Origin of the sequence: Argonema galeatum A003/A1 (genome assembly GCF_023333595.1) — a bacterium.
GTDB classification, from domain to species: domain Bacteria; phylum Cyanobacteriota; class Cyanobacteriia; order Cyanobacteriales; family Aerosakkonemataceae; genus Argonema; species Argonema galeatum.
The window spans coordinates 56,926-80,740 of the sequence record NZ_JAIQZM010000020.1 but is presented as its reverse complement, the minus strand read 5'-3'; the positions used below and the strand labels follow the sequence as shown (position 1 = coordinate 80,740).

The 23,815-nt window shown below is 45.5% G+C and carries 20 protein-coding genes; 12 read left to right on the top strand and 8 right to left on the bottom strand.

From position 1 onward, the window contains the following. Positions 1-147: 147 nt before the first annotated feature. Positions 148-693 carry an FKBP-type peptidyl-prolyl cis-trans isomerase gene (locus LAY41_RS20200; RefSeq protein WP_249102032.1) on the bottom strand — a complete coding sequence of 182 codons (546 nt, stop codon included), beginning with the start codon at positions 691-693 and terminating at the stop codon, positions 148-150. A 54-nt stretch (positions 694-747) separates the two neighbouring features. Then, positions 748-1,071, bottom strand: a complete 324-nt coding sequence (locus tag LAY41_RS20195; protein WP_249102030.1) for a phasin family protein — start codon at positions 1,069-1,071, stop codon at positions 748-750. Positions 1,072-1,209: 138 nt separating this feature from the next. Here LAY41_RS20195 and LAY41_RS20190 point away from each other — a divergent pair, with 138 nt between their 5' ends. From LAY41_RS20190 to LAY41_RS20175, 4 genes are read left to right on the top strand one after another with little or no spacing between them, the layout of a single operon-like run. Next, complete coding sequence (locus LAY41_RS20190; RefSeq protein ID WP_249102028.1) at positions 1,210-1,521, top strand: TIGR03792 family protein; 312 nt, start codon at positions 1,210-1,212, stop codon at positions 1,519-1,521. 30 nt (positions 1,522-1,551) lie between these two features. Then, complete coding sequence (locus LAY41_RS20185) at positions 1,552-1,905, top strand: zinc ribbon domain-containing protein (RefSeq protein WP_249102026.1); 354 nt, start codon at positions 1,552-1,554, stop codon at positions 1,903-1,905. 44 nt (positions 1,906-1,949) lie between these two features. After that, positions 1,950-2,258 (top strand): zinc ribbon domain-containing protein, encoded by a 309-nt coding sequence (locus tag LAY41_RS20180; protein WP_249102024.1) that lies wholly within the window; start codon positions 1,950-1,952, stop codon positions 2,256-2,258. Between the two features lie 37 nt (positions 2,259-2,295). Continuing rightward, positions 2,296-2,571, top strand: a complete 276-nt coding sequence (locus LAY41_RS20175; RefSeq protein ID WP_249102023.1) for a hypothetical protein — start codon at positions 2,296-2,298, stop codon at positions 2,569-2,571. Between the two features lie 57 nt (positions 2,572-2,628). On the opposite strand, the gene nblS is transcribed toward LAY41_RS20175, so the two are convergent. Beyond that, the gene (gene nblS, locus LAY41_RS20170) at positions 2,629-4,632 is read right to left on the bottom strand and encodes a two-component system sensor histidine kinase NblS (RefSeq protein WP_249102021.1); all 2,004 of its coding nucleotides are present in this window, start codon (positions 4,630-4,632) and stop codon (positions 2,629-2,631) included. Between the two features lie 64 nt (positions 4,633-4,696). Further along, complete coding sequence (gene purD, locus LAY41_RS20165) at positions 4,697-6,004, bottom strand: phosphoribosylamine--glycine ligase (protein WP_249102208.1); 1,308 nt, start codon at positions 6,002-6,004, stop codon at positions 4,697-4,699. 88 nt (positions 6,005-6,092) lie between these two features. Here purD and LAY41_RS20160 point away from each other — a divergent pair, with 88 nt between their 5' ends. Then, on the top strand, positions 6,093-7,046 hold the full coding sequence (locus tag LAY41_RS20160; protein ID WP_249102019.1) for an NAD-dependent epimerase/dehydratase family protein: 954 nt from the start codon (positions 6,093-6,095) through the stop codon (positions 7,044-7,046). Between the two features lie 532 nt (positions 7,047-7,578). After that, positions 7,579-13,083 carry a trifunctional serine/threonine-protein kinase/ATP-binding protein/sensor histidine kinase gene (locus tag LAY41_RS20155; protein ID WP_249102016.1) on the top strand — a complete coding sequence of 1,835 codons (5,505 nt, stop codon included), beginning with the start codon at positions 7,579-7,581 and terminating at the stop codon, positions 13,081-13,083. A gap of 10 nt (positions 13,084-13,093) precedes the next feature. Here the strand turns inward: LAY41_RS20155 and LAY41_RS20150 are convergent, their stop codons facing one another. After that, positions 13,094-14,464 carry a cytochrome P450 gene (locus LAY41_RS20150; protein WP_249102014.1) on the bottom strand — a complete coding sequence of 457 codons (1,371 nt, stop codon included), beginning with the start codon at positions 14,462-14,464 and terminating at the stop codon, positions 13,094-13,096. Between the two features lie 405 nt (positions 14,465-14,869). Here LAY41_RS20150 and LAY41_RS20145 point away from each other — a divergent pair, with 405 nt between their 5' ends. The 4 genes from LAY41_RS20145 (at position 14,870) to LAY41_RS20130 (ending at position 17,723) form a co-directional block, all read left to right on the top strand. Further along, positions 14,870-15,778 (top strand): UbiA family prenyltransferase, encoded by a 909-nt coding sequence (locus LAY41_RS20145; RefSeq protein WP_249102196.1) that lies wholly within the window; start codon positions 14,870-14,872, stop codon positions 15,776-15,778. Positions 15,779-16,001: 223 nt separating this feature from the next. Further along, entirely contained in the window at positions 16,002-16,865 is an 864-nt protein-coding gene (locus LAY41_RS20140) for a DUF6745 domain-containing protein (protein ID WP_249102013.1), read from the top strand. Positions 16,866-17,043: 178 nt separating this feature from the next. Beyond that, the gene (locus LAY41_RS20135; protein ID WP_249102011.1) at positions 17,044-17,280 is read left to right on the top strand and encodes a hypothetical protein; all 237 of its coding nucleotides are present in this window, start codon (positions 17,044-17,046) and stop codon (positions 17,278-17,280) included. Beyond that, on the top strand, positions 17,277-17,723 hold the full coding sequence (locus LAY41_RS20130; RefSeq protein ID WP_249102009.1) for an HNH endonuclease signature motif containing protein: 447 nt from the start codon (positions 17,277-17,279) through the stop codon (positions 17,721-17,723). The genes LAY41_RS20135 and LAY41_RS20130 overlap by 4 nt, the downstream gene beginning before the upstream one ends. Positions 17,724-17,861: 138 nt before the next feature. On the opposite strand, the gene LAY41_RS20125 is transcribed toward LAY41_RS20130, so the two are convergent. From LAY41_RS20125 to folK, 3 genes are all read right to left on the bottom strand, one after another. Continuing rightward, positions 17,862-19,295, bottom strand: a complete 1,434-nt coding sequence (locus LAY41_RS20125; RefSeq protein WP_249102007.1) for a cryptochrome/photolyase family protein — start codon at positions 19,293-19,295, stop codon at positions 17,862-17,864. A 509-nt stretch (positions 19,296-19,804) separates the two neighbouring features. Further along, the gene (locus LAY41_RS20120; protein WP_249102005.1) at positions 19,805-20,353 is read right to left on the bottom strand and encodes an NUDIX hydrolase; all 549 of its coding nucleotides are present in this window, start codon (positions 20,351-20,353) and stop codon (positions 19,805-19,807) included. A gap of 47 nt (positions 20,354-20,400) precedes the next feature. After that, positions 20,401-20,901 (bottom strand): 2-amino-4-hydroxy-6-hydroxymethyldihydropteridine diphosphokinase, encoded by a 501-nt coding sequence (gene folK, locus LAY41_RS20115; RefSeq protein WP_249102003.1) that lies wholly within the window; start codon positions 20,899-20,901, stop codon positions 20,401-20,403. A gap of 288 nt (positions 20,902-21,189) precedes the next feature. Between folK and LAY41_RS20110 the strand changes: the two genes are divergently transcribed. Next, complete coding sequence (locus tag LAY41_RS20110) at positions 21,190-21,633, top strand: CAAD domain-containing protein (protein WP_249102000.1); 444 nt, start codon at positions 21,190-21,192, stop codon at positions 21,631-21,633. Between the two features lie 766 nt (positions 21,634-22,399). Continuing rightward, on the top strand, positions 22,400-23,233 hold the full coding sequence (locus LAY41_RS20105; protein ID WP_249101998.1) for a hypothetical protein: 834 nt from the start codon (positions 22,400-22,402) through the stop codon (positions 23,231-23,233). Positions 23,234-23,815: the final 582 nt, after the last annotated feature.

Genomic DNA, 23,815 nt, shown 5'->3' with positions numbered 1-23,815 from the left:
AGAGTGGATGGGTACAGCGATCGCACTCCTCGCCAAAACCCAAAAAGGCGATATCACAATAAATGCTAACGATCCAACCAGACACGATATTATGGCCTCTCCCCATAGGTAATAATTCCAACCAACTGGAAGAGGCCAATTTTCTTGTCAACTAATCCTCAACAATTCCACATCAAAAATAAGCGTTGCATTGGGAGGAATGACACCACCGGCACCTCTAGCGCCATAACCCAACTCTGGGGGAATAATTAACTTACGACGTCCGCCGACTCTCATATCGGCGATCCCTTCGTCCCAGCCTTTGATCACCTGTCCGCGTCCCAGGGGGAAGGAGAAAGGCTGATTGCGATCGCGCGAACTATCAAACTTCGTCCCATCCTCCAGAGTCCCAGTGTAATGTACGATCACTGTCTGACCAGCTTTGGGAGTTGCCCCTGTTCCCGGCACTAAATCAATGTATTTCAGTCCAGATGGAGTTGTGACAGTCTCTTCATTCCCTGGATTGGCGTTTTCTGCACTTGACATTGTGTTATCTGCAACCAAAATTTTGTTAATTGTTGAGCTTACGCTTATAGGCTGAGTTTGGGTCAGTTCAGATGCGTTAGCTATGCTTTGAGGGCTGCTAATTTGAGCCAACACCAAAATCAACCCAAAAGCCAGCACCATCCCTAAACTGATGAGAATTTCTTTCAAAACCAGTCCTCCCTATCTCTTTGCAGCTGAGATCTCAAATCCTATCAGCTTTTATCAACGCCAGAGCTTATTCTCCAAATCCCGCACCTGACGCTCCAGACGGTCAATGCGACCCCGCAACTCATCTACCTCAGACTGACGGGGAACACCCAGATCCTGCATCATATTGCGTATCTGCCGTTGCATCTGAACTTCAAAATTTCCCTGGTCGCCCTTTAACTGCTGCATCAAATCATCGACCATTCCTTTGGCTTGTTCTGGATCGATCTTGCCGTCCTTCACCCATTCGTCGCTCACTTCGCGAATTTTTTCCGCTACCAAAGATGTCGTGCCCACACCAATCAATAGTAACTGCTTCATCCAGTTGTTGCTGTCCATGCTGCCTTCCACTCACTTAGTCCAAAAGGGCGACTGAATGTAGCCCGTAAATGTATGCTGGAATCTTAGCGTTCCGGCATCCAGTACCATTGTGTCAAATTTGCCGACGTGCCTACAGCTTCGGTCGAGGTTCTCCTAATGGTTATCGAATGGCTTAAATTTAAGGTTACTCCCGAACGGCGGGAAGAGTTTATTCAGAAGGATGCCGAAATCTGGACAACCGTGCTAACGAGCTGTGGTGGATTCTTGAGTAAAGAAGTTTGGATCGATCCTACCGAACTGACGGAAGTTATTTTTGTGATTCGCTGGGCCACCCGCGAACAGTGGCGATCGGTTTCCCAAGACTTGTTAGACCGAACCGAACAGCAATTTGCCCAACAGATGGGAAACTCCTATCAGATGGTTGAGTCCGGCGAGTATCAAGTGCGGAAATTTCCTATAACTAGCTAATATATATTGCTAATTCGCCCTCTAGCAGCAATGCCAAATTGCCCCCGCTGTCACCAACCCGTTAAAGCGCAAGCAGTCACCTGTCCCCACTGTCGCTTGGTTCTGAAAGCTCACGGTCATCCCGGTATACCTTTACACCGAGCGACTGGAAAAGAGTATTTATGCGACAGCTGCACTTACCATGCAGACGATACCTGTACCTATCCCCAGCGCCCCTTTGCCAAAGAATGTACGCTCTACCACAACCGCTTTCAACCCGAACCGGAGCTTAACCCGCGTCCCGATACCAGCAAATCTCTACGTCTGTGGTTTGACAGAAACCTAATTTGGCTAATATTGGTTGGTTTAATCCTTCTCAGTTTACTGATTAGCTTATCCCGGTAGGCTAATCTAGCTAATATATATTGCTAATTCACACGATCGCAGCAATGCCAAATTGCCCTCGCTGTCACCAACTCATTCAAGCGCAGGCAGTCACCTGTCCCCACTGCCGCATAGTTCTAAAAGCTCACGGTCATCCAGGGATACCTTTATACCGAGCGACTGGAGACGAGTATTTATGCGACAGCTGCACTTACCATACAGACGATACCTGCACCTATCCCCAGCGCCCCTTCGCCAGAGAATGCACCCTCTACCACAACAGCTCTCAACCCGACCCAGAGGTTAACCCGCGTCCCGATAGTAGCCGATCGCTGTGTCAGTTGTTTGAGAGCATAATTAGGTCTTTGTTTTAGTAAAATTAAATGTGTAGCGAAATATTGAGAAAAGCAAATGGCAGTAGAACGATGGACAGATGTAATGGTTGATGAGTTAGCTTCAAGCGTTAGTGAGATGCGTGAGAGTATGGGTGAGATGCGTGAGAGTATGGGTGAGATGCGTGAGAGTATCGATGGTTTGAGAATAACGGCTCAAGCTTTGCTACAATTAGCGGCACAGAATCAGCGAGATATGGAATTAATTAAACAACGCCAAGCCGAAAGCGATCAAAGGTTTAATATTTTACTTGAAGAAGTCCGTTACTTGATTCGGCGCACTGATGGAGAGTGAATCGATCGCAGATTCGTAGGGTGCGTTAGGCAACAGCCGTAACGCATAATCGAACCTCTAAGATAAACTCGCAGTAGTGGTGCTTTCCGGTAACGGTGGCGCTTCAACAAGCGGCTGATTATGTACAAGTGGAGTTTTTTCTTGAAAAACTGCTAAATCGAACCAGAAAGTTGTACCGATGCCAACGTCACTGCTCAGGTGTATTTTGGTGTGATGCTTTTCAATGATATTGCGGACAATTGAAAGTCCCAGACCAGTTCCTTCCAGGGTATGAACCCGATTTTCTACACGGAAAAAGCGATCGAATATCGCGTGCTGATCTTCGGGTGCAATGCCGATTCCCGTATCGGAAATTTCAATTCGCACTATGGGAGACAGTTTTGAGTGATGAGTTTCTTCTTGCTGTTTGATTTCTAACTCCTCTTCTATTAAATAAGCGCGGATTGCCACCTGCCCTCCAGATTCAGTAAATTTGAGCGCATTGCCAACTAAATTGGCAAAGACTTGCAGCAGGAGGTCGTAGTTACCTAAAACCAACGGCAGGTCGGGGCGAACTTCCTTTCGCAGCTCGATGCCTTTATCGCGAGCGTTGAGCTGATAAGTTCGCAGGGTTTGTTCTATAGGCAAGACGATATCTACTGCCTCCAAGTGATAAATTCGGCAGGAAGATTCCAAGCGCGACAAATCGAGAACGTCGTTGACGAGGCGGGTGAGGCGGTCTGTTTCGTTATTGGCAGTTTCCAGAAACTCGCGCCGCTGTTCTTCGCTGAGGTCTTCACCGTATTCGTGCAGAGTTTCGATAAAAGATTTGATGTTGAACAGGGGAGTTCTCAGCTCGTGAGAAACGTTGCTGATGAAATTGCTTTTAGCTTCGTTTAATTGCACCTCGCGGGTAATATCCTGCACCGTCATCGCAATCCCCTTTATGCTCTCCCGGTGCTGGTCGAGAACATTGGTGAGTAGAATGCGAACGGTGCGGTCTGTAGGCTCAGTGAGGGTAAGTCGGAACTCGGCACCTTCCTTGTAGCCATTGCCTGCCGCCATCTGGTATAAAGGGCGTGTTAGTTCTACGGATACTTGGGAAGGCAAATAGTGCAGGACATTAGCCCCGACAACATCAACGCCCTCCCAGCCAAACATACGGCTGGCGGTGGGATTGACTAAAATTACTTGCAAACTGGTGGAAAGCAAAACTGCGCCATCTGCGATCGTCGAAACCAGCGTTTCTAGCTTAGCTTTTTCCGATGTCAGTTCCTCAATATTTTGCTCTTCATAACTTTTCAGGCGTTCGGCCATTTCGTTGAAACTGTAGATTAACTCGCCCAGTTCTCCTCCCAGCGGCAGGTCAATCCGCTGCTTAAAGTTACCGGCGGCAATGTTTTTCACCCCCACCAGCAACTCTTTAATTGGTTTGGTGATTGTCAGCGCGTTGAAAACGGCACCGAGAATCACCATTACCCAGATGGAGACAAAAACTGCGATCGTCACATCCCGCGTCAGATTTGAGGAAGTGACCACAGTCGGATTGGGATTAATCCCAATCGCCAAAACGCCCAGATACTTGCCTTCGTGAGTTAAAGGGACAAACACATCCGTGACTGTTCCGTTCGGGGTGATGTGCTGCCGCATCATTGTCAACTCAGGATTATCAGCCCAATCAGCTGGCAGCTGAATCCGACGCTCAATGGTGAGAGAAGTTTGCACCTCTGATTCCCAAAAGGGAAGACCGAAGAAAATCTTCCCAGCTTCATCCGCATAAAGCATATAGCGCACGCTGGTGGTGCTGCCGTAGAAGCGTTGGGAATATTTGGCGACCTCAGTCAGATTGTTTTCTGCAACTAAGGGCGCTACATTGGCTGCCAGCAGCAGCCCCAAGTCCCGACCGAAGCGGGTGTCATTGAGTTGAGCATCCTGCTGGATTGTGTTGACAGCCCAAAAGGTTAGGCCACTCATAAGCAAGGAGACTACTAAGGTGGCCGCTGCCATCAGCCGCGTCTGGAGTGTGAACTCTGACCACCAATGGGCAATGACTTCTCGGATCGTTTTCAGGAGAGCCAGCATCTTAGGAAAGAGGAAGTATAAAGGATGAAATATAACTGTAAAGTTTTTTTACACTTTACCGTTTCTATTTCATAGAATAAACCCCGATCGTGCTATTGATAGCTTTTTGAGCTATATCTCGCCGATAGTACGCGCCTTCAAATTGGATACAATCGACTGCTGCGTAAGCTTGCGCGATCGCATCCTCGAAGTTTTCCCCAATCGCTGTGACTCCCAGAACCCGCCCACCATCGGATTTGGGATTTTGGCTCGCGGATTTTGGATTTTCTGGGGCCAGCGTGCCAGCGTGAAAGACGATCGCTCCTTTTGCCTGGGCTTGCTCAATGCCAGTAATTTCTTTACCCTTTTGATAGTCTCCCGGATAACCGCCAGAAGCCATCACCACGCAGACGCAGGCTCCTGTTTTCCAGCGAATGGGCGGCATCTCGGCCAGTCGCCCTTCGCAGCAGGCTAGTAGCAATTCTTCTAATGGCGTTTCGAGTAGCGGTAGAATGACTTGAGTTTCGGGATCGCCAAAGCGACAGTTAAATTCCAGCACTTTTAGTTCTCCTGTTGGTGCAATCATCAATCCAGCATAGAGAACGCCTACGTAGTGAATGCCGCGTTTTTGTAAAGTTGCGATCGCAGGCTGCAAAACTTCCCGCTCTACTTGTTCTAGCAACTGGGGAGTACAAAGGGGCGCTGGAGCATAAGTTCCCATACCGCCCGTATTTGGCCCAGTATCCCCATCCCCAATTCGTTTGTGATCTTGGGCTGGTAACAAGGGGCGAATTGTCAAGCCATCCGTCAAGGCTAAAACCGATACTTCTTCACCAATTAAACATTCTTCGATCACCACCTTGCCAAAGCCATCCTCAAAAATGTCTGCCACAGCCGACAAAGCTTCCTCAACTGTTTGGGCCACTGTCACCCCTTTTCCAGCTGCCAAACCATCCGCCTTGACCACAATTGGTGCTACTTGAGTTTTAATGTATGCGATCGCTTCTTCTGCGTCCGTAAACACAGCCGACTTAGCCGTCGGTATTCCCGCTTCTGCCATCAAAGCCTTCGCCCACGCCTTACTCGCCTCAATCTCAGCACCCGCTTTCGTCGGGCCAAACACAGCGATATTTTGAGAAAGCAGATAGTCTGCAATTCCCAGCGATAGCGGCACTTCGGGGCCAACTACCACCAGAGAAATCTCATTTTCTTGGGCAAAACGTCCAATTCCCGCAAAATCATCTACTCTTAGAGGTATATTCTCACAGCGTTCCAGGGACGCCGTGCCGCCATTCCCCGGTACGCAGAATACCTCATCAACCTGCTTGGATTGCAGCAGCTTCCAAGCTAGCGCGTGTTCGCGTCCGCCATTGCCAACAACTAAAATCTTCACATTATCCTCGTGCGATCGATCTCCAATTTTCAAGGATAAAATGCTAATTTGCAGTTTAGATATATCCGCGCATTAGTCTAGGAAGTTTATGGCGACAAGTATAGTTACGGGGACTGCCGGTTTTGTTGGGTCTCACCTAGTCGAAGCTTTGTTGAGCCAAGGAGAGCAAGTAATCGGCGTCGATCATTTTAATGATTACTACAATCCCGGCTTGAAACGCAAGAATGTTTCAGGCTTTGAAAATCACCCAAATTTTAACTTAATTGAGGCCGATATCCAGTCTGTAGACTGGACAGCATTACTTGCCGATGCAAAAGTAGTCTATCATCAAGCCGCTCAAGCAGGCGTCCGTGCCAGCTGGGGAGATGGCTTTCGATCTTATACAGAACGGAATATAAATGCAACGCAAGTTTTACTGGAAGCGGCGAAGGAAGCTAAACACCTCAAGCGGTTTGTGTTTGCCTCCTCTTCTTCGGTGTACGGTAACGCGGAAACTCTGCCAACGTCGGAATCTGTTTGTCCTCAACCTGTTTCTCCTTACGGAATGACAAAGTTGGCTAGCGAACATCTCTGCGGATTATATCACAAAAATTTTGGCGTTCCTGTAGCTTCATTGCGTTACTTTACAGTTTATGGCCCCCGTCAACGTCCCGATATGGCGTTTCATAAGTTTTTCAGAGCTATTCTGCTAGATGAACCGATTCCTATTTACGGCGACGGACAGCAAACACGGGATTACACCTTCATCAGCGATGTAGTTGCTGCCAATTTAGCAGCTGCAACTGCACCAGAGGCAGTAGGCGAAGTTTTCAATATTGGCGGCGGCAGTCGCGTAGTATTAACCGAAGTGCTAGACACGATGGAAAAAATTGTCGGACGTCCCATTCGCAGAAATCACGTGGAAGCGGCGAAGGGAGATGCGCGTCACACAGGTGCGGATGTGTCCAAAGCCCAGAAGTTATTGGGTTATCAGCCAAAAGTCTCGCTGCAAGAGGGTTTGAGGAAGGAATGGGAGTGGATTAAGGCGTTGTACGCTGCCTAGCAACAGGTTTTGAACTGTTGCATCAATTTCTAGATTTCTCTGTTATAAAAGTTTTAGCATACCTTGTATCATAGAGCCGTTAGCGGCTATATAATACAAACCCGGGTTTGTTACCCCATGAGAATTTTTGGCCTAAACATTGTAGAGACGTTTCATGAAACGTCTCTACAATGTTTAGACATAAAGGGGGTCATTGAAGCGTAATGTGGGTATAACTTCGTCTGACGCACCCTACAAGTTGATTTAAGTGTGACAGGGGCTTTAGTCCTGCCATATATTGAAAGAGAAAAAACTTATTGCAAAAAACCGCAGTAAAAAGCTATCCTGAAATAAGCTGATTTTTAAATTATAGCCATAGTCACATAGGTTAGGACACTATTTAGCGCTCAAAGCAAGGAAGCGACTGTGTTTGCACTAAAGCACTCAGCACTTTGCTATAGCCTGGTAAAAAAAGACTATGTTTACCCTGATGGCAAAATACCATTCCTAAACTTTACACGAAAAGACCGTAATAATACGGAGGATTCTAATAATGCTGACACTTCCAGGTTATCAACTTACAGAAGCCATTCATGAAGGTGTTAAAACTGTGATTTATCGCGGCGTCAAGTCGCCAGAACAGACATCCGTAATTATCAAAACTCTCAAAGCAGATTACCCCACCCTCGAAGAAATCACCCGACTGCGGCACGAGTATAAAATTATCCAACCGCTGAACATAGAAGGCATTGGCAAACCAATCGCTTTAGAAAACTATAAGAACGGTTTAGCCCTGATATTAGAAGATTTTGAGGGAGACTCACTCAAAAAATTAATGAGCGAGCAGAAAATCTCTATACTCGCCTTTCTTTCCCTCGCCCGTCAGCTAGCAGAAACATTGGACGAACTGCATAAAAACCATATTATTCATAAAGATATAAAACCCCAAAATATCCTGATTAATTCCCAACAATGGATAGTCAAACTCATTGATTTTAGCATTGCTTCTCGGCTTTCCAGAGAAACACCTACAATTAGCAGTCCCGATTTACTGGAAGGAACCATTGCTTATATTTCCCCAGAGCAAACTGGGAGAATGAATCGCTCCATTGATTATCGCACCGACTTTTACTCTCTAGGCGTCACTTTCTATGAAATCCTCACAGACCAACTGCCTTTTCAAAGCAACGACCCGCTGGAATTAGTACACTGCCACATTGCTAAAACACCAGTATCGCCGCATCAGATGAATTCAGAGATTCCTCTAGTGGTTTCCGATATTGTGATGAAGCTAATGGCAAAAACCGCTGAAGACAGATATCAAAGCGCTTTGGGAATCAAAGCGGATATAGAAACCTGCTTTAATCAGCTAATCTCCAGCGGCAAAATTGTCAACTTCGTTCCTGGTTTGCTAGATAAATCCGGCCAATTTCTCATCCCCCAAAAACTCTACGGACGGGAAGCAGAAGTCGCCGAACTGTTGGCAACCTTTGAGCGTGTCGCTGCTGGCAGCACTGAGATGATGCTGGTTTCCGGTTATTCGGGGATTGGTAAAACTTCAGTAGTCAATGAAGTTCACAAACCAATTGTAAGGCAACGCGGATACTTTATTGGCGGTAAGTTTGACCAGTTTAAGCGGAATATTCCTTATTCTGCTCTCATTCAAGCTTTCCAGGAGTTGATGCGTCAGCTATTAACAGAAAATCGGGAAAATATTGCTATTTGGAAATCGAAATTATTAGCAGCGTTAGGAGAAAACGGTCAAATTATCATTGATGTAATTCCCGAAGTGGAATGGATTATAGAAGCACAACCGGCGGTAATACAGTTAGGGCCGACTGAATCTCAAAATCGTTTTAATGCAGTATTTCTAAAGTTTATCGGCTGCTTTGCACAAAAAGAACACCCGCTCGTTTTATTCTTAGATGACTTACAGTGGGCAGATTCAGCTTCTTTGAAGTTAATCGAGCTGATGATGACCGATGCGGGTAGCAAATATGTGTTGATGATAGGGGCGTATCGAGATAATGAAGTTAGTCCGACTCATGCCACGATTCAGACTATAGAGAAGATTCAGCAAGCTGGGGCGGTTGTTAATAATATTGTTCTAGAGGCTTTGGATTTCTCCCACGTCTTTGCTTTAGTAAGCGATACTTTGGGTGAAAACCTAACCCCCCAACCCCCTTCCTTTGCAGAGGAGGGGTTGGGGGAGAGGTCAAAACCGTTAGCTGAGTTAGTTTTCAACAAAACTCAGGGTAATCCTTTCTTTTTGACGACTCTGCTTTCTACGCTGTATTCGGAGAAACTGCTGACGTTTGATTTTAACGAAGGTCGCTGGTTGTGGGATTTAGAGCAAATTCAATCTATTGGCATCACAGATTTCAATGTTGTTGAACTGGTGGCTAGAAATATTCAAAAACTGGCTGCTTCAACTCAGCACGTTTTAAAGCTAGCTGCTTGTATTGGCAATACATTTAACTTAGATAATCTTGCCGTTGTTAATGAGAAATCGCTGTTAAATACTGCCGATGAATTGTGGGAATCGTTGCAAGCAGGATTGATTTTGCCCCTTTCTACAGATTATAAAATACCCCTATTTATTGAGGAATCAGAACAGAAATATTGGCAAGTTAAAGATTTAAAAGTAGGGTATAAATTTTTGCATGACCGGGTTCAGCAAGCGGCATATTCTCTGATTCCAGAAGCTGAGAGAAAAGCTACTCACCTAAAAATTGGTCAGTTGTTGTTGGTGAAGACCGCTAAATTCGCTTTGGCTGAAAATCTTTTTGATATTGTCAACCAACTGAACATAGGGGTGGAATTCATTACAGGGGAGGCGGAAAAAGAAGAACTGGTCAAATTGAATTTGATGGCTGGTAAAAGAGCTTTAGCTGCAACAGCTTATGATGCCGCTGTTAGGTATCTGAATGTTGGTTTGCAATTACTTGCTACTGACAGTTGGGAGACTCATTATGAATTGACGCGAGATATTTTTACAGAAACGATAGCAGCCGAATATCTCAACACCAACTTCGAGCGGGCAAAAGAGTTGTCTGATGTCGTCTTAGACCGCGCCAAAACCCTGCTCGAAAAAGTGCTGGTTTATGAAAAAAAAATCCAGTTTTACATCGCTCAAAACCAGATGCACGCAGCGATAGATACGGCGCTACCAGTTCTAAAGATGCTGGGAGTTTCCTTGCCTAAAAAGCCTAGCAAACTGAATATTTTAATGGGGTTACTTAAGACAAAGCTGATGCTGGGAAGAAAGAAGATTGAGGAGTTAGCAGACCTCCCAGAAATGACCGATGCTTATAAACTAGCGGCTATGCGGATCTTAATGACTGTATTTAGTCCAGTTTTTTTTGTGGCTCCCGCTCTTTTCCCGCTGGTTACAGTTACAATGATTAATCTCTGTCTCAAACATGGAAATTCTCCGCAGGTCGCTTACGCCTATGATTTTTATGGCTTGATCCTGTGTCATATTGTCGGAGACATCGACTCTGGATATCGATTTGGTCAACTGGCTGTGAAGCTGGTTGACCAATTTGATGCTAGAGAACTCAAACCGAAAGTAAATATAGTATTTAATGCTGTGATCCGGCACTGTAAAGACCATATTAGGGAAAGCAGCGAAGTGTTTTTGGAGCAAATTCAATTTGGTTTTGAAGTCGGAGATATAGAATATGCTTGTTATAGCGCTATGGACTATTGTACCTACCCTTTTTTGATAGGTGAACATCTGGAATATTTAGCACATAAACAGGCTAAATATCAGGAGATGATGGGAAAAGTTAAACAGGAATTCCAGCTAATAACAACAAATATCTGGAGTCAAACAGTCTTAAATTTAATGGATAAATCTGGGGATAGATGCCGGTTAATAGGCGAAAGTTTTAACGAAACAGAAATGCTGGATTTCTTAATCGAAAAAAATAGTGTCACACTGATTTTTCCTTTCTATTTTATGAAAACACTTCTATCTTATTTGTTTAAAGAATATGTTCAGTCTGTTGAACAAGCCAGATTGGCGGAAAAATACGCAGAAGGCGGCGTCGGTTCTCCGGCTTTGGCGGCCCACAACTTTTACTATTCTCTAGCTCTCCTGGCTCTGTACCCCACTGCCGAATCAATTGAGAAGACCAAACAGATGAATAAAGTGGTGGCGAATCAGAAAAAAATGAAGAAATGGGCATTTCATGCCCCGTCAAACTATCAGCATAAGTACCATCTCGTGGAAGCCGAGAAAGCGCGAGTCTTGTACCAAGATGTTAAAGCAATGGAGTATTACGACCGAGCAATAAAAGGAGCCAAGGAACAGGGGTATATTCAGGAAGAAGCTATTGCTAATGAACTAGCGGCGGAGTTTCATTTCTCTTGTGGTAGAGAGAAGATTGCTCAAACTTATCTGACGGAAGCTTATTATGGTTATATTCGTTGGGGAGCGAAGGCAAAAGTTAAAGATTTGGAAGAAAGATATCCTGAATTCTTCTTGAATATACTGAAGCGAGAAGACCCCGGCTTCGATATTACTCGGACAACCACCTCGACGACAGGAGGGAGTGCGTCTGCACTGGATTTGGTCACGGTAACGAAAGTATCCCAAGCGATTTCTTCTGAAATCGTTCTCCGCAAGTTGCTGGATAAATTGATGCACATTCTCATTGAGAGTGCTGGCGCGAGAAAAGGACTCTTATTCTTGAAAAAAGCAGGTGAGTTGGTGCTGGTAGCAGAGGGTGCTGTAGAGAAAGACAAAATCCGAGTGCTGCCATCTGTGAAAATTTCAGCACGTCCAGATTTGCCTGTCGCTATTATCAACTATGTAGAAAGAACCAAAGAATCTGTGGTATTAAATAATGCGACACAAGAGGGAATTTTTGCCAACGACCCTTATATCGTGAGAACTCATTCCAAGTCAATTTTATGTTTACCGCTGATCCATCAAGGTAAATTCACGGGTATACTTTATTTGGAAAATAACTTAACAGTGGGAGCTTTTACCTCTGCCCGGTTGTCTGTGTTAAAACTTTTCGCAACACAAGCATCTATCTCACTAGAAAATGCTACTCTTTACGAGGAGTTGCAAATTTATTCTCAACAACTGGAAGCTAAGAATCAAGAGTTGGATAGTAAAAATGCCGCTTTGCAGTCTTCAGAAGCGCTTCTGAGAGATAAAAACCAAGCATTAGAAGAATATCTGTACAAGTTGCAGCAGACACAAGCTCAACTCGTTCAAACTGAGAAAATATCTAGTTTGGGACAGCTTGTTGCGGGAGTAGCTCATGAAGTTAATAACCCCGTCAGTTTTATCAATGGCAATCTACATCATGCTTCTGAGTATGTACAAGATATGCTCAATCTTTTGAATCTTTACCAGCACCACTTTCCCAATCCGCCAGCGGAGATTCAAGAAGAAATAGAAGAAATTGACCTAGAATACTTGATGGAAGACCTGCCAAAAATGGTTGCTTCGATGAAAGTGGGAACTGACCGCATCTACGATATTATGCAATCGTTACGCAACTTCTCACGAGTTGATGAAGGGAGTGCCAGGGCAGTCAACATCCACGACGGGTTGGAGAGTACGTTGATGATTTTACAGCATCGCCTGAAAGCAAAAGGAGAGTTAAAAGCGATCGACGTAGTTAAAGAGTATGGCTCTTTGCTCCCCGTAGAGTGTTATCCCGGACAGCTGAATCAGGTATTTATGAATATCTTGGCGAATGGCATTGATGCAATGGATGAAGCCAGACTTACCAGTGAGAAAGAAATTCGGATTCGCACACAGGTGATAGATGGTAATAAGGTGGCGATTCGGATTAAGGATAATGGCCCAGGCATGACGGAGGAGGTACGCTCTAAACTGTTTGACCCGTTCTTTACGACGAAGCCGATGGGTAAGGGTACTGGTTTGGGGTTGTCGATTAGTTACCAGATTGTGGTGGAGAAACACGGGGGTAGTGTTGAGTGTATTTCTGCACTGGGAGAAGGGGCGGAATTTATCATCAAAATTCCGCTGAAACAGCAATCTCGCCAAATCCCTGTGCAAGCGTTTGTTTGAAAGAGGCTGGTTATACGGCTGTCAATACTTTCTGTGGCTGGCGCTGACCTGTTACAATCATTTGCAGATCGGCTGGAGGGGCTACAGTGGGGCCACGGCGTACAGGTTTGATATCACGGCGAACGTAGAGATCTAGTTCCAAGCGTGAAAGAATCGTCGCCAGTACCAGTTTCATTTCAAACTGAGCGAATGCCATGCCAATACACGCACGGGAACCACCTCCAAAGGGCAGATATTCATAGGGTGAAAATTGCCGCTCCAAGAAGCGTTCTGGGTTAAAACTCTTCGGATCTGGGTACAAATCCTCTCGTTGGTGGGTTAAATAAATGCAGGGCATCAGCACAGTATCAGGCTCGAATTGATAACCCATGATTTGCAAAGGAGCTTTCAAAATACGATTAGAGGTAGCCACAACAACTGGGTAAAGCCGTAGTGTTTCAGAGCAGACAGCCGTTAAATACGGAAGTTTAACGATCGCACTTGGATCGGTATCGAGGCTATTAGCATCAATCTCGTCGAGTAGCTTGCTCCTGACTTCTGGGAGATAATGAATTCCGTACAAAGCCCATGTTAGCGCACTGGCACTGGTTTCATAACCCGCAATCAGTAGTGTTAGTAATTGATCCCGTAACTCCGCATTAGTCAGAGGCTGACCTGCTTCATCCCTGGTTATTAGCAATAAGCTGAGGATATCGGCACGCTCTTCTCCAATTGACTGCCGTCGCTCTTCTATTTCGCTGTAGAGTAGTTCATCGATTTGCTTACGCAGATGCACAAATTGTCCCCACGGACTCCAAGATCCTAAGTCTCGTTGAAGCGAGGGAAAATATAGCTGAGCAGCAGTAATTGGAGAGGCTATTGAGTCAAGGTATGAACTGAGCAGTTGTCGAAGCAGAGTGTATCGATGTCCCTGATGCAGACCAAACACAGCTTGCAGGATCGAGCGCAGGGCAATCTCTTGTATGAACAAACGGATTGGGAAGGGTTGACCAATTGGCCACTGGTCGATCGCCTGCGTGGTGATGTCGTGAATGAGCTGGCCGTAGGTTCGCATACGTTGCCCATGAAAGGGGGGCATAAGCAGACGGCGATGGCGTTGATGACGTTCGCCGTCTAGCATTAAAAGGGAGTGTTCTCCAAAAAGCGGTTCTAACAATAGTTTGTTGCCACGGCCAGAATCAAACAAATTGGGATCGGCTGTGAAGATTTCTTTGATCGCTTGCGGGTGACTTAAATACACAACTGGAGAATTGCTTTGAGAGCCTATTGTGAAAGCGTCACCGTAGCGCAATGCACGCGCCTCCAGGAATTCTATGGGACGAAAAACAAACTGAAGTGTTTCTAGCCAGAGTGGAGACTGGGGGCCATCAGGGAGTTTCAAGTAATTTTTCCTCCTAAAGGAAGATGAATCTATTGAAGGGATATTATCACCTGAGTCGGATGGTTGGCACTCGATATGGGAGGCAAATTGATAATTGGTCTTTTTCGTCACATCTTCCTAGATTGCCAGTCCAGTAGAATCATTCTCAACGAAAAATGGTTGTTTCGGCGCTCTCCAACGGTCTATTAAGCTCTTTAATAACAAAAGCTTATTAATTATTAATATAACTTAACCAAGTTTAATAAAAACATCTGTCAGTAAATCTACTCAAAGGCAGATTTACTGATATGCTTAACTACGTTTAGTGATAGCGATCACAGACGAAGACAAATTGACCGAGTAATTGCAGGGCGCAAGTCCATATCCAATTTTGTGTATTAGTGGTTTGAGGAAAAAAAGTTGTCCGTGAAAATAAAGGTGCTATCTACAGTGCGAGCTTTCATTACCCGCTTCTACCGCAGTTTCCGGCGCGAAGCACATTTGAGTTGGCAATTCATCGGGGGCGATATTTCAGCGTCAATTATACCAGGGCTGTTATTTATGGTGGCGGCGTGGAAAACTCATCCAACTGATGTACTCGACTTTGTTCTGGTAATGGGACGCGGCATAGTTTATTTTTTGCTATACATTGTGCCGTTTTGCGTGTCGAACCAAATTGTTGGCGTTGAAGAGGATCGGATCAATAAACCCCATCGTCCACTGGTGAAAGAAGTGGTCTCGCTTCAGGGAGCAAAGGTAAGGTGGGTTGTAAGTATGGTGCTATTTACGCTCTTTGGATGGTGGTTTGGAGTTTTGGAGTGGGCGCTGCTATGGCAAGCCTGTATTATACTACACAACATGAGTAGTGGATCTAAGCACTGGTTTACTAAAAATCTCTTCATGGGAGTAGGCGCATTTGCCCAACTTGCGGCTGCTTGGCAACTGGTTACGCCAATTACTCCTGTTGCTTGGCAGTGGATTGCAGTGTTAGCATCTGTCTGGCTAATGCTTGCTGCTGTTCAGGATCTGCGGGATATTGAAGGCGATCGCGCTATAGGCCGAAACACATTCCCAATTGCATTTGGAGAAACAGCAAGTCGAGTTGTGCTGAGTCTCGGTTTTGGACTGTTGCCATTGGTGACTCATATTATATTGATGATGCCAGCGGGGAATAGCTGGAATGTATATCTGTGCGATGTTGTCCTAGCAGTAATCAGCTTGAGTATTGCGGCGCGGATTGTTGTTTATCGCTCAATCTTGGCGGATCGTAAAACTTATATGCTATTTACCTATTGGGTTTGTTCGGTACTGGCTAGTGCGATCGTTGTTATTTAACTTGGAGCGGGGGCAGTTAAATCCCACGACTGTCCGCATCTTGCTATGCCGACAAACCGTAACCAGAAAGAAAATATATCATAGAAAAATATTGCTGATAAATTAACTTATAGATAAGCAGCTAGTGCCATTTGAGGCCGATCGCAATCCCCCAGCGCCAATATCCACCACTTTACACTGGAAATAAAGAGATACCAGAGAAAAAGAGTGGGATGGCAGGATTTTGAAAACATCGATCGAACAACTTACTCTCTCCCAAAAATCTGAGATTCCGCCAATCCGCGAAAAGTGGCGAGCGTATGCACTCTCGACCGAGCGGATCGATCGGGAGCGTGCAGCGCAAGCAGTCAAAGCTGTTTACGCTGCGATCGGTTTGGCAGAACCGGAAATTGTTTTTTTTGATAGTCCCCACGCAGCTTTGAGACAACCAAAGAACCTGCTGGCCAGTTTCTTGGGAAGTCTCTTGAGGGGCAAAATAGAAAAGGAACTGGGGATTCAACAGGGAAGCCAACTGAGGAACGAACTGGAAGATCGACTCTCAAGCGAAGCGATCGACTATCTGAAGCGGCAACTGTGGGGTCTGCTAGCGGGCCAACTCGGATTCCAAGTGGGGAAATCCCTGTGGGTCGAGCTGAGGAATCAACTAGGAAGCCAAAATGATAACTGCATTCAACCGGAGATGTGGGCAAGTCATGGTGGTTTGTTTGACTTTTATATTTCTGCCCTCGGCTGGGAATACCCACCCGCGAAATGGGAAGCGCTTGAGTCCCTAGTCAGGGAGTGTGGCTGGATTTTCCCCTGGAGAAAAACTTGCTTTGTGTGCGATCGGCCCTCAAAACTCAGTTTTGATAATCAACGACTCCTTCACGCAGACGCACAGCCAGCAATTCAGTTTACAGACGGATTTTGCTTGTACGCCCATCATGGCGTGACAATACCTGAAAAATATGGTATTATACCATCCTCCCAGTGGCAACCTCAATGGATTTTATCAGAGTCCGATCCTGAATTGAAACTGGTCTTAATTCAAGGTATTGGTATGCTACGAATTCGCAAAGAACTAGGAAATATTGAACTAGATCTTTAGCGGCAATCCATACTTACCACGGGCAGAAACAGTTCTTTTTGGGGAGTCTTAAGAGAAGCGATGCCAATTCTTCTCTTAAGAGTCCCCAATTCCTTCCTAATAAAATATTAGTAAAAAATGGTGGCCGATCAGAATTGACTAGGGTTAAGCTAGTGCTTTGTACTGGAGTAGCAAAGTCATGATCGAAGTAGTGATTAGCCCACAGTCCTTGCTGGAAACGGGCATTAAAGTTGAGAAAGTTGATAACCTTCGACTTTTCAAATTTACCGACGAGTTACAATTTCACCTCGAAGACCTGCTAGAAAAGAACAAGACAGGTTCGCTGACCCTAGAAGAAGAGGCAGAACTCAATGCCATAAGGGAACTAGACCGCATCTTTACCTACCTCAATTCACTCTTGGTTGCCCAGCAATGACTATTAATGAATTGACAAGGCAACTCGTGCGGAAACGCGCAGGCTACCTGTGCGAATATTGCCACTCTCCAGAAAAAATCAGCACCTCTCGTTTCACCATCGATCACATTCAGCCGCGTTCTCTAAATGGCTCTGACAATTCTGATAACCTAGCTCTAGCTTGCAGCCGCTGTAACCAGCGTCGTTATAACTTCATTGTGGGTCGGGATGTGGAAACCTCAGCAATTCTGCCCTTATTTAATCCCCGTCAACAGCAGTGGTCTGACCACTTCATCTGGAACGCAGATGGCACAAAGATTGTCGGCACAACTCCCATCGGTCGAGCCACTTGTGAGCGTCTTGACCTCAACGACGAACGTTATAGAGGAGAACGTTCTATCCAAGAAGCCCGTGCGCTATGGGTTCAGGCAGGCTGGCATCCTCCCTCAGAAGATCCCCGGTAGCTTGAGTAAGCAAATCTGTTCGCATAAAATATTAAAAGTTAGTCAAGTAGCATTCTGCGATCGTATCATCATAGGGACTGGCGATCGCACTCCTAAAAATTCCCCCCACTTGCATAAACATCAACCCGGTTTCTTCGTTCACCGAGCGGCTTTCTGCTGGCTATATCGATTTTTGAATTCTTGTTGCTGTTTATTGTGATCTACTATAGGTTGAGGATAGCCAAGGTCGGCGCGTTCTAAAGGTGGAATTTTTCCTGTTACCAAGGATTCTGTATGGCCCGATCGCAATTCTGGCACCCATTTTCTAATATATTCTGCTTTTGGATCGAATTTCTGCGCTTGAGAAGCCGGATTAAATATACGCACTGGTTTGGGGTCCATCCCGCTGGAAGCACTCCATTGCCAACCGCCATTATTAGCAGAAAGATCCCAATCATATAAGTTCTGCATAAAATATTTTTCTCCCAGACGGGGATCTATAAGCAAATCTTTGGTAAGAAAACTGGCAACAATCATGCGACAGCGGTTGTGCATCCAGCCAGTTTCGTTCATCTGGCGCATGGCTGCATCGACAATTGGATAGCCGGTTTTGCCTTCACACCAAGCTTGGAAATATTCAGGGTTGTTGTCGTAAGGAAAGGTTTTAAAGACTTCGCGAAAAGCACATAAAGCTAATTCGGGAAACCAATACATTGCGTGTTGATAAAATTCTCGCCACGCTAATTCTTGTTGCCATGTTCGGATATTTGCTTGTGCTTCTTCACTGGGGCTTTGTTTCATTGCCTGCATAGCACGATCCCAAACTGTACGAATGCCGATCGCACCAAATTTCAGTGCTGCACTTAGCCTGGATGTTCCGTCAACGGATGGAAAGTTGCGCTGTTCTTGATATTGAAAAATATCTCGATCGCAAAATTCTTCCAGTCTTTCTTGTGCTGCTTTTTCGCCTGGTGACAACAGCAATTCATTCTCCCAAATAAATCCTAAATCTTTGGCTGTAGGCAATTGAATTGCACCCGCATTTCGCGCTGCTTCTTGTTCGACTTCTGTTAAATTTATCTGATTTTGAAATATCTTTACTGGCTCATTTTTAGGTTTGCTAATCCAGTTTTTCCAAAAGGGAGTGTAAACGGTGTAGGGCCGATCGGACCCGGTGCGAATTTCTTGTGGGGCGTGCAATAACTGATCCCAGAAGTTTTGGACTTGAATGCCTTTCGCCTTCAGGGCTTCGGTGACAGTGCGATCGCGCTCTTTCGAGTAAGGTTCTACATCCCAATTCCAGAATACTGCCTTAGCATTAAGAGCCGCTGCCAAAGTTGGTATTGCTTTGCTGGGTTCGTCATCCAGGATCGATAACTGGCTACCAGCTTCAGCATAACGCTGCTGGAGTGACTGCAAACAACCAATCATATAAGTAACTCTTGCCGGTGCAACATCATCCCTACGAAGGATGTTGCGATCGAGGCAGAAAACGCCTACTACTTTTTGGCTTTGCTGCTGTGCGGCGGCAAGTCCTATATTATCCGAAATGCGTAAATCGCGACGATGCCAAAAGAGAATTAAATCAGACATATAATTTAGTCATTGGTCATTGTCAGTGGTCAGTGGTCTATTGTCAATTGTCAGTTGTGATTACTTGTTTGGGATGTTGTGGATTGATTTGATGTATGCTTTTAATTGAGGCGCTAAGTCATTAATCATTTGTTTGAGTATAGTTATAGCAACCGCTTTCGTCGGTTAAGCCATAAATCTGGGGAGGGGGCTAGGGGCTAGGGGCGTTCGCGAAGCGTGCCGGAGGCATTAGCATTCGGGTAGTAAATATAAGGTTTTAACCAATAAATTATATGTCCGAATGCTTCGCCCCTACTGCCCTAATCGACGAGAGCGGTTGCTATACTTGTTCAGCAGTTAATAGTTTTCGGCAATAAGCTCGTCTCAATTAATGTTGTGTTTCGTTTAAAGAACCTCTCGCTATTTTCACAAAGGGTCGATTATCTTGATAACTCCCTCTTTCTACTCCTTCTAATGACCACTGACCACTGACCACTGACCACTGACCACTGACCATTGACCACTGACCACTAAGATAGAAAGGGACGAGCTAAGAAAAAGCTAGAAATAGATTTGGCGTCTACTGGTTCTCCAGCCAAAATCGCCTTTTCCAATTCCTGGGGAGTCATCAAAACTGTTTCTATGTCTTCGTCAATATCTTGTTCGGGAGGCGTTTTCAGCAGTTCTAAATCTTGAGCGAGAAAGGCATAGATAATTTCATTGGAATAACCGGGACAAAGGAAGAATTGTCCTAATTTTTGCCATTTGTGGGCGCGATAGCCAGTTTCTTCCTCAATTTCGCGCTTAATAGTCTGGGCTGGATCTTCATTTGGCTCAATAGTTCCGGCTGGGAACTCCAACAGACGCCCTTCTGCGGCGAAGCGATACTGCCGCAATAGCACCAGCTTGCCCTCTGCGGTCACTGGCACGGCGAGGGCACCACCTGGGTGACGAATACACTCCCAGTCGCCCTCAGCCTTGTTGGGAAGGCGTAGATGGCTGACTTCAAAGTTAAATTTGCGACCCTGGTAGAGCAGACGTTGTTTGAGCAGTTCTGGTGGTTCTTGACCCGATGCCATAGTCGATTTTAGATTTGGGATTTTGGATTATGGAATTGAATTCACATTCAATCCGCAGGCATTAATCGGCGGACACCAGAACAGTTTACAGCGCGAAGGAGTTCTGCGATCGCCATTCCCGAAACTGGCTCGATCCAAGCTGGGGCAATTTCCGCCAAAGGCACCAGTACAAAGGCTCGTTCCCTCATGCAGGGGTGGGGTAGCTGGAGAGTAGGAGTGTCGAGGATTATGTCATCAAATAACAATAAGTCAAGATCTAATGTTCTTGGCCCCCAGCGTTCGCGGCGGAGGCGACCAAACTTGGCTTCAATCCCCAGTAGCGTCTCTAACAATTGCGGCGGACTCATCTGGGTTTGCAGTAGGGCACAGCCATTCAAGTAATCTGGTTGAGGTGGCCCGACAGCTTTAGTTTGATACCAGCCGGACTGGGCTTGCAGGCTAATTCCGGTAGTTTGGGCTAGTATTTTGAGGGCAGACTCCAGAATGGCACGGGAATCGCCGAGATTGCTGCCGAGAGCTATGGCGGAATGCCCAGACTGTACAACCACACACGCACTTCCCCTTCGCTTTTTTTCGATCGCCAGTTTACCTCTTTGAGAAGAATGCGATCGACAATGCGATCGTGGACTAATCCTTAAGAAGGACGCTGCAACAGGCTATTGTGACGTTAACTAGGATTGTAAGGCCATTGCCATAGCAACGGACACAGCTGTTGTTTAGGGTCAAAAAGTACCCCAAATAACAAAAATTGTTTTGCAAAGCTACTTAAAGTTCTGCTGCAAGCAGGGTCGCCTCCTAGCTAACATAACCAAGGTTGCACTTATCGAGATAACAACATGGAAACTATGGAACCCCGATTCCCACAGACAGACACTCCTAAAATAGAGGTCACCGTCCAAGAAACCGATTCCGCATTTTTGGCGAAACTCCCCCCTGCAGACGAGGCTTCGGCTCAGTGGCAGGAGTACTGGGATCAGTTTCTTTCATATCTGTCTAAGCTGCCAGATTACCTGGGCGATTTTTTTGGCGAATACCAAAAACCTCTGATCACCATTGGATTGATCGCGGGTGGCTTTGTTACTGTCAAGGTAACGCTGGCGGTGCTGGATGCCCTTGACGATGTGCCGCTGCTATCGCCCTTCTTTGAACTTGTAGGTATCGGATACTCAGGTTGGTTTGTTTGGCGCTATTTACTTAAGGCGTCGAATCGCCAGGAATTGGGTGAAGAAGTCAAAGTGCTGAAAAACCAAGTGTTCGGAGGTAACTCCCAGAAGATCTAACGGTAATAAGGCAGGACTATCAGCGTTTATCGAAGCTGGTGATGTTTAACCTTACAGGAACGTCCGGGACGCCTCGGACGTTTTTGTTTGCTATAGTGCTGAGTGGGGAGTGGGGAGTGCTTCGGATGCCGTGCTGAGTGGGGAATAGCTCAATACTGTCCGGCTCTTTCGGAGTTCCAATGCCGTTATGCTATATTATTTGGGTTAGTGCGCCTTGTCGTTTCTGTAAAGCTAAATTGAATGCACCGATCGGCCTAAGTACGCTGGCAGATTTAGAGCCACGGTGAAAGGCTAACACTAATTTTTCTCAACAATCTCAAAGGAACTATTGAGTGATATAAATCACTCTATAGGACAAATATTGTCACACATTCCTACCAATATGGATCGCAAGCCTTTGTATACAGATTGGCCATATTGGGGAGGCTAGTGTATGTTCTAGCTAATGATTTAGGTGAGGAGGAGTTTATGAAGACAATCTTAACAATTAAGTGGCTAATGGAAACAATTGCTTTGCAATTTATAGCCCTTAGTTTGGCATCTTTGCTGCTGATATGGTTTGCCAGATCTGGCTGGTAGAATAATTTTAGATTTTAGGGTGATTCTACGGATAGGTTTTTTTCTGGAATAAGACATTGCGGGAGCGAGCTTGCGCCTTCAACACCACAAATACTTGTTTCGGATGAGCTAGAGCAAAAACCAAAATCGGGATGACAGGCAAGAGGAAGACGCTATCCTTAGTAGGAACGTCCTTACTAAAACTCAAATGCTCAAAAAATTAGCAATAACCTTGTGTCTGTTGACTGGTACAACATGGACTGGCGGCTTTCTTCTCCCCGTATTTGCTGCCGATCCGGTTCCCTCCAGCGCTACCCAACAACAGACTTCGGCAAATTCTGCCTTGATGTTGGAAGATCTGCCAGCTGGGTTTAGGGAACTTCCACCGGAGGTAGCAGCTGAGATTAGCACTAAATTTGAAACTCTTAGAGAACAGCTAACTCAAGCGGGAATGAAGCCAAATAAATTCTTTGCTTACATCAATCCAGAGAACTTCCAAATAGTCTTCGGTTTTACTGGGGATCTGAACGAGCAGCCCGATCGAGCCAACTTTGATGCTACTCTCAAGCAAATCCAAGAACCAGAGTATCAGCAACAACTGATGAGCCAATATCGAGAAGCACTAAAAGCATCTCAGGGAATTGAGATTCTGGAGTACGGTGGTATGCCAGATCTTAATAACCTTGCCGATGCTTCTACTGGCATGACTGTATCGGTTTCAATGCAAGGGCAACCCTTACGTCTAGATGTAGCCGCTTTTCGTCGCAGCAATGTGGGCGCGTTCACAGGTATTATGTATCCCAAGGGTAAGGTGCCAGCGGTACAGTTGGGCGATGTCGCTCGCAGGCTAGATAATCGCATTTTACGGGCATCTTCTGGCGTAAATCCAACTGGAGCCGCTAATCCAACGGTAAATCCGAGCGATACAAGTAATCCTGGGCTAAATTCGACTGGTGCAAGCGATCCCAGTGTAAATCCGAGCGATACAAGTAATCCTGGGGTAAATTCGACTGGTGCAGAAAATTCTGGTTTTAAACAGTAGCCTAAAAATCTAGATAATTCTAGATTTTTTCAGATTTTGACAAAGAGAGCAACAATCGTGATAAGCTTGAGAAACGCTTGATTAGTGCGGGTTGTTAAAGCTTACTTGGCCTGAAAACCACAGAAACACTCTTGCTCAAACTAATCATCAAAAAACCAAATATTTCAACTCCTCTGCTAAATCTTGGCAGTCTCTAACTGGGAAGATCAGGCCAACCTGAGCAATCAGGAAGCTTATAGCACTTGATCTAGGCGAAACATAGACCGAATCGTTTGATTTACAGATTTATGTAGGTTTTTAGAAGCGGTGTCGATCGTCCTAGTGCAGCTGAAGTCAAATAGTCGAGAGTTATGTACTTATGGCGTCGCCAAAGGTGCGACGCTGTAGGCATATTATGCAATATTATTTTTATTTACTGGAGTTAAGACTATTGCGGTGCGATAGTCTTAACTCCAGAACTAAGGTTTAACCTAAAAACTAAGTACTATGTAAATAACCCTCAGAGTTCACAATCCTATGCTAAGAAGAAGTTTCACCGAAAGACGCCACCTAGTACAGAGCTTGTCCATTATTTCGATAGCC